This is a genomic window from Amycolatopsis sp. NPDC024027 (assembly GCF_040638975.1).
Classification (GTDB): Bacteria; Actinomycetota; Actinomycetes; order Mycobacteriales; family Pseudonocardiaceae; genus Amycolatopsis.
The window spans coordinates 56,066-62,674 of sequence record NZ_JBEZYY010000036.1 but is presented as its reverse complement, the minus strand read 5'-3'; the positions used below and the strand labels follow the sequence as shown (position 1 = coordinate 62,674).

At 72.8% G+C, this 6,609-nt stretch carries 9 protein-coding genes; 4 read left to right on the top strand and 5 right to left on the bottom strand.

Features of this window, described 5'->3' with window-relative positions:
- Positions 1 to 160 precede the first annotated feature (160 nt).
- On the bottom strand, positions 161 to 325 hold the full coding sequence (locus AB0F52_RS47485; RefSeq protein ID WP_360185849.1) for a hypothetical protein: 165 nt from the start codon (positions 323 to 325) through the stop codon (positions 161 to 163).
- A 156-nt stretch (positions 326 to 481) separates the two neighbouring features.
- Between AB0F52_RS47485 and AB0F52_RS47480 the strand changes: the two genes are divergently transcribed.
- A complete protein-coding gene (locus AB0F52_RS47480; RefSeq protein WP_360185847.1) occupies positions 482 to 1,201 on the top strand; it encodes a methyltransferase in 720 nt (239 codons plus the stop codon).
- Positions 1,188 to 1,400, top strand: coding sequence for a CDGSH iron-sulfur domain-containing protein (locus AB0F52_RS47475; protein ID WP_103338993.1), 213 nt, complete (start codon positions 1,188 to 1,190; stop codon positions 1,398 to 1,400). The genes AB0F52_RS47480 and AB0F52_RS47475 overlap by 14 nt, the downstream gene beginning before the upstream one ends.
- 41 nt (positions 1,401 to 1,441) lie before the next feature.
- On the opposite strand, the gene AB0F52_RS47470 is transcribed toward AB0F52_RS47475, so the two are convergent.
- The gene (locus AB0F52_RS47470; RefSeq protein ID WP_360185844.1) at positions 1,442 to 2,437 is read right to left on the bottom strand and encodes an iron-containing redox enzyme family protein; all 996 of its coding nucleotides are present in this window, start codon (positions 2,435 to 2,437) and stop codon (positions 1,442 to 1,444) included.
- Between the two features lie 8 nt (positions 2,438 to 2,445).
- Complete coding sequence (locus tag AB0F52_RS47465) at positions 2,446 to 3,579, bottom strand: glutamate--cysteine ligase (RefSeq protein ID WP_360185841.1); 1,134 nt, start codon at positions 3,577 to 3,579, stop codon at positions 2,446 to 2,448.
- Positions 3,580 to 3,685: 106 nt separating this feature from the next.
- Between AB0F52_RS47465 and AB0F52_RS47460 the strand changes: the two genes are divergently transcribed.
- Complete coding sequence (locus tag AB0F52_RS47460; protein WP_360185838.1) at positions 3,686 to 4,081, top strand: STAS domain-containing protein; 396 nt, start codon at positions 3,686 to 3,688, stop codon at positions 4,079 to 4,081.
- Positions 4,082 to 4,127: 46 nt separating this feature from the next.
- Here AB0F52_RS47460 and AB0F52_RS47455 read toward each other — a convergent pair whose 3' ends face one another.
- Both AB0F52_RS47455 and AB0F52_RS47450 read right to left on the bottom strand, forming a co-directional pair.
- Positions 4,128 to 4,859: a hypothetical protein gene (locus AB0F52_RS47455; RefSeq protein WP_360185836.1), complete on the bottom strand. Its 732-nt coding sequence runs from the start codon at positions 4,857 to 4,859 to the stop codon at positions 4,128 to 4,130.
- Positions 4,860 to 4,926: 67 nt separating this feature from the next.
- Complete coding sequence (locus AB0F52_RS47450; protein ID WP_360185833.1) at positions 4,927 to 6,021, bottom strand: glutamate--cysteine ligase; 1,095 nt, start codon at positions 6,019 to 6,021, stop codon at positions 4,927 to 4,929.
- 96 nt (positions 6,022 to 6,117) lie between these two features.
- Between AB0F52_RS47450 and AB0F52_RS47445 the strand changes: the two genes are divergently transcribed.
- Complete coding sequence (locus tag AB0F52_RS47445) at positions 6,118 to 6,597, top strand: hemerythrin domain-containing protein (protein WP_360185831.1); 480 nt, start codon at positions 6,118 to 6,120, stop codon at positions 6,595 to 6,597.
- Positions 6,598 to 6,609 lie beyond the last annotated feature (12 nt).

Here is a 6,609-nt window from a genome sequence, read left to right as displayed (position 1 = left end):
CCACACCTACCACCTGTGGGTGCATTCGTCCCGGGGGTGGGTGGCCCGGCCGCCGTTCGTGTCCGCCTCCGCCTCCCCCCGACGCGCAACCGGGGGGGCCGGGTCGGAAAAAACCAACCGCGACCCCCGCTTTGTGCCCGCCAGGTCGTTGCGGCCGCGGTCAGCCCGACTGCGGGTCGCTGTCGTCGTGCTCGTCGCCGCTCGACGTGCCCTGCTCGCCGCGCAGCGTCTCGCGCTGGGCTTCCGGCGTGTCGCCGTGCGGGTCGTCGCCGCGGGCGCCTTCGGCGGGGTCGGTCGGGTGCTGGGTGCGCTCTTCGGATGTCATTTCGTGCCTCCTTCCCAGGTCCTTTCCGTACCGGATACCCGCACGCGCCCGGCTCAACCGCCGGCGTTTGCCGCGATGATCGCCGGGTAAGCCCGGGAGCGACGCGGTTGTCCGCCGGCGATCGCGCCGGGACCGCGGCGAGTGAAGGAGACCCAGATGACCACGTCGGCGGAACCCGTCCGCCCGGGCCCCTTGGCCGCCCGGTCCGTCGTCCACCAGCCGGTGCCGGCCGCCCCGCGGATGTTGCGGCTGCCCGGCGTCTACCGCCCGCAGGAAGACACCGCCCTGCTCGCGTCGGCGATCGCCGAACTGGCGATCCCGGCCGGCGCGCGGGCCCTCGACCTGTGCACCGGCACCGGCGCGCAGGCGATCACGCTGGCCCGCCGCGGCGCGGGAACCGTGCTGGCCGTGGACCTTTCGCGCCGGGCGCTGGCCTCGGCGCGGCTCAACGCGCTGATCCGGCAGCTCGCCGTGCGCCCGTGCCGGGGAGGCCTCGCCAGAGCACTGCGCGAGGGCCCGTTCGACGTCGTCGTCGCCAACCCGCCCTACGTGCCGTCCCCGGCGCCGACCGTCCGGTCCACCCGGGGCTGGGACGCCGGCCCGGACGGCCGCGCGCTACTGGACCCGCTGTGCGCCGCCGCGGGCACGCTGCTGCGCCCGGGCGGGACCATGCTGCTCGTCCACTCCACACTGTCCGATGTGGACAAGTCCCGGGAAATGCTGGCCGCGCAAGGGCTTCGGGCATCGGTGGTGCGGCGCGCCCGGATCCCGTTCGGGCCGGTCCTGTCCGGCCGGACGGACTTTCTCGAGGCGGCCGGGCTGATCGAGCCGGGCCAGCGGGTGGAGGAGCTGGTGGTGCTGCGTGCCGACCGCTGAGCGGGGTCCCCGTCGCGTGACCGTCGTCCCGGGCGGCCCGGTCCTGGTGGAGGGGCCGGTCGAGCTGTGCACGCCCGAGGGCGAGCTCGTGCGGTCCGACCGGTTCGTGGTCGCGGTGTGCGCGTGCCGCCGCAGCAAGCGGTTCCCGTTCTGCGACACCAGTCACCGCAAACGCGTCCGCACGCAGACCGACGACTGACGAAATGGCCTCCCGGGGGATCCGGGAGGCCATTGCCGTCGTCAGGTGCGCAGTGAGGACTTCCCGACCTTCCAGCGGCTCAGCACCTGCTCGCCGAAGCGGCCCTCGAGGAACTCGGTCGCCTGGATGCCGAACACGACGTCGGCGGCCAGCCCGGGCTCCTGCTCCAGCAGGTCGCCGAGCACTTCGTGGCGCATGACCTGCTCGTGGACCGCGTCCGCTTCGATGTGCTCGGTGTAGAAGAACCGGCACGCCTCCGGCGCGTCCAGGCGCCGCAAGGCCTGGTCCATCCGCTGCGCGGACGGTGCCGTCGTGATTTCCGCCGCCGCGAAGTGCCCGCACAGCGCACCCCGTAGCGACCGGTGCAGGCCGAACAGCGACATCATGTTGACCACCGCCAGCATCGAGCCGGGAACCCGGTCGATGAGTTCGAGGTAGCCGTCGGGCAGGCCGGCCGCGCGCAGCAGGTCGGCGTAGAGGCGCGCGTGCATCAGCTCCGCTCGGCCACCGCCGAACTCGTCGAACTCGACCGCCACCAGCGCGGCCTTGGCGCGGCCGCGCAGCCGGGGGATCACCCACGCGTGCGGGTCGGCTTCCTTGTGGTGGTAGACGGAGCGGTGCGTGAAGTACTCGCGCAGCTGCGTCCAGTCGCCGTGGTCGCGCAGGTAGTGCGAAACGCCTTCGACGTCGATCGGCTCGACCAGCAGGGCGTCGAGGGCGGCCGTGACGTCGTCGCCGCCGGCCACGTTTTCGCGGAGCGCGGCGAGGAACCGCGCCTCGAGCGCCCCGCGCAGGCGCAGCAGTTCCGGGTCCCATTCCCAGTCGGGGGACACGCCGGGCAGGCCCTGGTAGTGCAGTTCGTAGCACAGGTGCAACGCCAGCTGGAGGTCGTCGCCGAGCGGGTCGGCGTCGGCGAGGCCGTCGAAGTCCAGGTCCGCCCGCGGGTGCTCGCGCAGCAACGTGGACAGCACCGACTCCGAGAGCGGGCCCCGGACGGCCGGCAGGGTGGCCGCTCCGGCAGTGGTGGAAGTCGTCATGGTCCCGGCTACCCGGTCAGCAGCGTTCCATGCGCTACGGGCACCGTCGCCGCGGTGAGCCACCGCACCGCGGCCGCCGTCTCCCGATCGGCGACGGCGCGCTGCTGCGCGGCGCCGGTACCACCGTCGCGGACCGCGTCGACGAGCTTCCGGACCTCGGCCAGGTCACCGCTCTCTTCCAGAGGCGCCCGGACGTGCGCGAGGAGTTCGTCGACGAGCGTCCACGCCGGACGGCGGGTTTCCGCAGCGGCGTCGACGAGGTCCCCGGAGAGGCCGTGGCGCGCCGCGGCCCAGACCGCGGCCGCGGCCACCTGCGGCGACAACGGCGTGGCTTCCCGGCCGCCGGCGAGATCGGCCAGGGCCCGCTGCACCAGCGCCCGGCTCAGCAGGGCCTGCAGCACCGCGTGGTCGACGGTCAGCGCGGTGTCGGCGACCCGGAACTCGACCGTGGGGAACCGGCCCGACGGGCGGGCCAGCCAGAAGGTCTGGTCCGGGTCGACGAGCGCGCCGCAGCCGACCAGCGTCTCGACGGCCCGGCGGTACTCGGCGTGCCCGCTCAGGTGCGGGGCGACGCCGGCGCCGGGGAAGCGGGACTGCAGCACCATCCGCCAGCTGTCGTAGCCGGTGTCCCGGCCGTGGTCGAACGGCGAATTGCCGGAGAGGGCGAGCAGGGTGGGCAGCCACCGGCCGAGGTGGTTGACGACGGCGACCGCGGTGTCGGGATCGGGCACCCCGACGTGGACGTGGCACCCGCAGGCCTCGTAGTCGGCGACGACGCCGCCGTAGGTGGCGTCGATCTCGGCGTACCGGCCGGTGCTCGCGGGCGGCTCCGTGGCCGGTCCGGGCCCGACCGGCGTGCCGACGGCCAGGAGCGCGCAGTCCTCGGCCGCCGCGGCGCCGGCCAGCACGCGGCGCGCGGCGGTCAGCTGGTGGCGGAGCTCGTCGGCGGTGGTGCAGACGCCGGTGGCGGCTTCGAGCTGGGTGAGCCGCAGTTCCCGGTGCACCCGGACGCCGTCGGGCAGCGGCCCGTGGTGGCGGTACCGGGCCAGCACCGGTTCGGCGCACGGCGACGCGTGCCCCGTGCGGGGGTTCACGAGGAGGAACTCCTCTTCGACACCCATCGTGGGCGGGCCGTCGGACATGGGCGGGCTCCTTCCGGACCGGCTGGGGTTACCCGTTCCGGTGGCGTAAATGCGTCCGGGCCCCGGGCTGGTTTCATCGCGAGGGAGCCGCGGGTACTTCGCACCCATGACGACCCACGAGCGGCTGCGGGTGACCGGGGTGGCCACCCCGGTCACCCCGCCGGTGCACCGCCTGCCCGCGCCCCGCGCCCCGTCCGAAAGCGACCTGGGCAGCCGGATCCGGTGGAAGACCCCCGACGCGGTGGTGGTGGAGGTCCTGGGCGAAGTGGACCTGTGCTCGGTGACCCGCCTGGCGGCCGTGCTGGACGAGCACCTCCGCGCGCGTCCCGGCGTCCTGCGGATCGACCTGGGCCAGGTCTGGTTCCTCGGCGCCGCGGGCATCCGCGTCCTGCTGCGCGCCCACCGCCACGCCGAGGCTGCGGGGGTCCACCTGGTCGTCGACCCCGGCGGCTCGCGGGCCGCGGTCCGGGCGCTCGAACTGCTCGACCGGCTTCAGGGGTAGGGCGTCAGGCGAACACCCCCATTGGGTGACCCGTGCGACGGGGATGTCACTTCTTGAGGGACATCCAGGAGGCGACGTCGGCCAGCGCGTCGAGTGTCTCGCCGTCGAAGTGACCGGTGGCGTTGTCGGCTTCGGCCACGACCATCCCGTAGCCCTCCGGGCGGGAGGCGTAGTGCAGCCCGGTCATCTTCACTCCGGCCACTCCGAGCACCACGGCGACGTCCAGTGGCCGCACATCTCCGCTGCCCTGCACCCGCTCCACCTTTTCGAACGCGGCGGCTTGCTTCTTGCTGCGGAAGCCGACGCGCACCACCGAAATGACCGCGGCGTCGCCGTGCCCGTCACCGACGGCCAGCAGCATCCGATGCAGGGACGAACACGGTGTTCTCATCAGGAACTCCCGCACTTCGTCCGTGGAGGCCGCGACACACTCGGCCGCATGCTCGAGGTCGTGTACTTGCCGCCTGAGCTGCTTGACCTTCAACTTGCTCCACGCCTCGCCCGGCTTGCCCTTCTTCGCCGACTCGCGGCCTTCGGCCCGGCGGGTCTTGATCGACCGTCCCGGCAGGGAATCGACGACGTCACCGGCGGCATTGCCGGCGAAAACCTCGGATGCCGCTCCTGTCCCGACGCCGCCACCCCCCGCTGACAGGCCGCCCGCACTCACCCCGGCGACGCCACCTCCGGCAAGGACGGCCGCGGTCGCGACCGCCACCAGCGGACCCGCACCGCTTTCGATGTAGATCCGGTTTCCGTTCTTGGTGATCCAGCGACCCACGTGTGCGCTTCCCCTCGCACCGGTAGGCGGTTGCCCGCCATCCGAGTGAACGTGGGCACCGGCTCAGCTAGTCGCCGGTGAGGAGGTCGACCACGTCTTCGGCGCGGTTCCGTTCGGCGAACCGGCGCCGCTGCCGGTCGGCGCCGCCGCCCTCGGCGGCCAGGCGGGCTGTGCCCTCCCAGACGAAGTCGAGGTCGCCGGCCGCTTCCAGGGCGGGGGCCACGAGCGCCACCAGGTCGTCGAGCACCACCTTCGCCGGCTCCAAATCCCCGCTCTTCGGGTGCGGGCAGCAGCCGGTGACCCCCTCGCGCGACGCGCGCCAGAGCTGGGCCCGGAGCACCTCGTTCGACAGGTGCGGCGCGGGTGCGTCCTCGGCCAGCGCGGTGGCGACCAGGGCGCGCGCCAGCACGCCCAGCAGCACCGCGTCTTCCGGCACCGCGGCGACGTCGGCGATGCGGAACTCCAGCGTCGGCTGCTTGTCCGACAGCCGCACGTCCCAGTAGATCATTCCGCGGTCGAGGATCGAGCCCGCGCGCAGCCAGCCGTCGACGATGCTTTCGTACTCGTCCAGCGACGCGAACCGCGGCGGCGGTCCCGCCGACGGCCAGCGGCTCCACTGCTGGTAGCGCCAGCTGCAGTAGCCCGTGTCGTAGCCGTCGGAGATCGCCGAGTTCGCCGTCACCGCGAGCAGGATGGGCAGCCACGGCCGGATCCGGTTCAGGACCTGGACGCCGCTCTCCTTGTCCGGGATGGCGACGTGGACGTGGCAGCCGCAGGTGAGCGACGTCCGCGCGGTGGCGCCGAAGTGCTCGGCCATCCGCTCGTAGCGCGGGTTCGGGGTGATGACCGGCGGGTCCGCTTCGAACAGCAGCGGGGACGCGGCGGGCAGCACGCGGTACCCGCGCCGCCGGGCGGCTCCGGCGAGGTCTTCGCGCAGCCCGCGCAGCTGGCGCAGCGCTTCGGTGTGGGTCCGGCAGACATCGGTGGCCGCCTCGGCCTGGGACCGGGTGAGTTCGTGCTGCAGCTCGCCTTGGTCGTCGCCGGCGGCTTCCGCCGCGTCGACGACGTCGTCGCCGGCGTGGGACAGGTGCCCTCGGCGGTCGACGACGAAGAACTCCTCTTCGATGCCGAACGTCAGCACGTCGCCTGTCGGTTGGTTCACCGGTGTTCTCCTGGGGTTCGGGAACCGGCTGGATACCCGTGCGGCGGTTCCGGCAAACGGCGTTTTCCGGCGCGGTGAGCGGGTATTCGACCGGTCATGTCGACCGACGCCATCGTGCTGCTCAAAAACGACCACAAGACCGTGGAGAAGCTCTTCAAGCAATTCGAGAAGGCGGGGGAGGACGCGTACGACGAGAAGCGCCGGATCGCCGACTCCATCATCGAGGAGCTGACCGTCCACGCTTACATCGAGGAGGAGATCTTCTACCCGGCGGCGCGGGAAGCCGTGCCGCAGACGAAGGACCACATCCTGGAGAGCGTCGAGGAGCACCACGTGGTGGTGTGGATGCTGTCCGAACTGCACGGCATGGACCCGAAGGAGGAGACCTTCGACGCGAAGGTCACGGTGCTCACCGAGAACGTCCGCCACCACGTCGAAGAGGAGGAGGACGAGTGGTTCCCCGAGGTCCGCTCGGCGATGGGCCGCAAGCAGCTGCAGGAGCTGGGGCAGCGGATGATCGACGCCCGCTCGGCCGCGCCGAAGAACCCCTTGGACCTCAAGAGCGCCAAGGCCTGACTGCCGGGCCCG

What these genes read in the sequence shown, in the direction of transcription:
- AB0F52_RS47470 (WP_360185844.1), bottom strand. Translation starts at nt 2,437, where the DNA reads ATGACGACTTCCACCACTGCCGGAGCGGCCACCCTGCCGGCCGTCCGG.
- AB0F52_RS47480 (WP_360185847.1), top strand. Translation starts at nt 482, where the DNA reads ATGACCACGTCGGCGGAACCCGTCCGCCCGGGCCCCTTGGCCGCCCGG.
- AB0F52_RS47465 (WP_360185841.1), bottom strand. Translation starts at nt 3,579, where the DNA reads ATGTCCGACGGCCCGCCCACGATGGGTGTCGAAGAGGAGTTCCTCCTC.
- AB0F52_RS47445 (WP_360185831.1), top strand. Translation starts at nt 6,118, where the DNA reads ATGTCGACCGACGCCATCGTGCTGCTCAAAAACGACCACAAGACCGTG.
- AB0F52_RS47485 (WP_360185849.1), bottom strand. Translation starts at nt 325, where the DNA reads ATGACATCCGAAGAGCGCACCCAGCACCCGACCGACCCCGCCGAAGGC.
- AB0F52_RS47460 (WP_360185838.1), top strand. Translation starts at nt 3,686, where the DNA reads ATGACGACCCACGAGCGGCTGCGGGTGACCGGGGTGGCCACCCCGGTC.